Source organism: Betaproteobacteria bacterium (assembly GCA_016791345.1).
Classification (GTDB): Bacteria; Pseudomonadota; Gammaproteobacteria; order Burkholderiales; family JAEUMW01; genus JAEUMW01.
The window spans coordinates 1-2,434 of record JAEUMW010000376.1 but is presented as its reverse complement, the minus strand read 5'-3'; the positions used below and the strand labels follow the sequence as shown (position 1 = coordinate 2,434).

Sequence of the window (2,434 nt, the reverse complement as noted above, 5' to 3'; positions counted from 1 at the left end):
GCTCGAAATCGAGAAAGCGCGGACCTTCGGTGTCGACGTTGGCGTACAGGTTGTAGAGCTTCGTCCAGTAGGTGTTCGCTGGACTGAGACGCTGGAAGTTGGCCGCGAGCTGCGTCGCGTCGAGCGTGCCTCGGGCCAGGTCGTTCGCCAGCGAGGCGAACCAGGTGCCGCTCACGAGCCCGCCCGAGGGACGCAGCGGATCGCCGCCATCGCCGTCCGCCCAGTAGGAAATGGGCGCGTCCGTGAGCAGGATGGGGCCGACGAGATCGGCCGCGGCGGCAGCGAGCAGCATGAGCGCCCACCCGCCCTCACAGTTGCAGATCACGAAGGGCTTGCCTTCCGCCTTCGAGTGCAACCTGTTTACGTACTGCAGAAAGACCGCTTTGGCGCGCGCGACCGATTCCACCGTCTGGTTCGGTAGCGGCTCCGGAAAGAACATCACGAAATAACACGGGTGGCCGGCGCGCAGCGCGACGCCGATTTCGCTGTCCGTGCTCGAGCCGCCGCTGCCCGCCCCACGGCCGGCACGCGGATCGATGACCACGAACGGGCGCCTGGTCGGGTCGGTGGGATATTCCGCCGGCGCCTTGATGCGGGCCAGCGCATAGTTTGCCGGCTGCTCGAACTCGCGTGCGTCCACGATGATCTCGTAGTCGAAGACGAGTACGGACGGCTTGGCTTTCCTCTCGCGGTCCAGGTAAACATTGCCGCGCGCACGCAGGATGTCCCAGAACAGCACGGTGCGCTGCCAGGCATCCACCCAGTAGCTCATCGCATCCGAGGCGAGGCGCGGTATCGGGAGTGCTCCAGTCATGGCGGACGCGAGCGGGGTCGAGCTTGTCGGTTCTTCTGCCATCTTCCTCTCCTGTGCACCAAGGATCGGATCCACATGGATTGCGACCTCTACGGGTCTCGACGCGCCGCGGGGAAACCGCGCGCGCGTCCCTGGAATCCGACCGACACATTCTGCCTCATCGGGCGTTGCGGGAACAGCCACGATGCGGGCAGTGCGATGCATTTCCGCCGAGCGTGCGCGCCGGCGAAGCCGGATCGTGAACGATGACCGCGACGAGCGAACTTCTCGCCGTCAGCCGTTGCCCCAGTTATGGCGTTATTCAGCTTGCTGAAAGCTACGGACTCACTGGCGATGCGCCCTCGATGGCTGGCCTGTTTTACCCTGCTCTGCGGATTGCTCGCACCGTTCGCAGTAGCCGCTGCGCTCGACGCGGCACCGGGGGCGGTGCTGCCTGCCGATTACAGGCCGTGGCCACGCGAAATGACCAATGGCGCGATCACCTATCGCATCTACGAGCCGCAGGCGGAGAGCTGGAACGGCTCCGATCTCAAGTTCCGTACAGCCGTCGCGGTGACGGAGGAGAACAGAACGCGCTACGGCATCGCCTATGGCCAGGCGCGCACCTGGATCGAGAGCGGAACCGGGCTCGTCAAGCTCGAGGGCATCCGCATCGACCGGCTCAACTTTCCGACCGCACCCGACGGCGGCGAAGGCTATCTCCGCGATCTGCAGCGCGCGGCCGCCGGCACCTGGCTGGTGCGCCGCGAGCAGCTGGATCCATCGCAAGCCGCCGCGCAGGAGCGAATCCCGGTACGCAACGACCCGCCGCGCATCTTCGTGAGCTACTCGCCGGCGCTGCTCGTGCTGATCGACGGGCAGCCGGTCTTCAGATCCGTTCCCAACACGCCGTTCGAGCGCGTCATCAACACCCGCGTGCTGCTCCTGCGCGACTCGGGCGCGCAACGCTACTACCTGCGCGCGTTCGATGGCTGGCTGATGGCCCGCGAAGCGATCGGTCCGTGGCAGGTCGTCACTGGCGACACGTCCCGCCTCGACGAGGTGCAGCGCCGTTTCGGCAGTGGGGAAGTCGATCTGCTCGACGGCGGCGAGGCGCGGCCGACCCTGCGCGGCGGCGCGCCGGTGATCTACGTGAGCACCACGCCGGCGGAATTGCTCGTGCTGACAGGCGAGCCGCAACTGGAGCCGATCGCGGGCACCCACCTCTTGTGGGTGAAGAACACGTCGGCACCGCTGCTTCTGGATACCGGCAGCGATTACTACTACACGGTGATCTCCGGGCGCTGGTTCCGTGCGCCGACGCTCAACGGTCCGTGGAGTTTCGCGCCGTCCGATCGGCTGCCCGGCGATCTCGCGCTGATCCCGGACAACCACGCGCTCGCTCCCCTGCGCGCCGCCGTGCCGGGCACGCCGCAGGCGCGGGAAGCGGTCATCGCGAACTCGGTGCCGCAGACGACCACCGTCCGCCGCGGCGAGGCCCGCTTCGAGCCGAGCATCGACGGCGAGCCGCAGCTTCGCTCGATCGAGGGCACCGCGCTCACCTACGTCGTCAACTCGCCGACGCCGATCATCCGCGTCGATGCCGATAGCTGGTACGCGGTCGATCGCGGCGTGTGGTTC

At 67.1% G+C, this 2,434-nt stretch carries 2 protein-coding genes; one reads left to right on the top strand and one right to left on the bottom strand.

Translation table 11 applies throughout. From position 1 onward, the window contains the following. A partial coding sequence (locus JNK68_14605) for a DUF3141 domain-containing protein (protein MBL8541575.1) occupies window positions 1-814 on the bottom strand: 814 nt, incomplete at its 3' end. 333 nt (window positions 815-1,147) lie between these two features. Between JNK68_14605 and JNK68_14600 the strand changes: the two genes are divergently transcribed. Further along, window positions 1,148-2,434: autotransporter (locus JNK68_14600; protein MBL8541574.1), on the top strand; the 1,287-nt coding region annotated here is incomplete at its 3' end.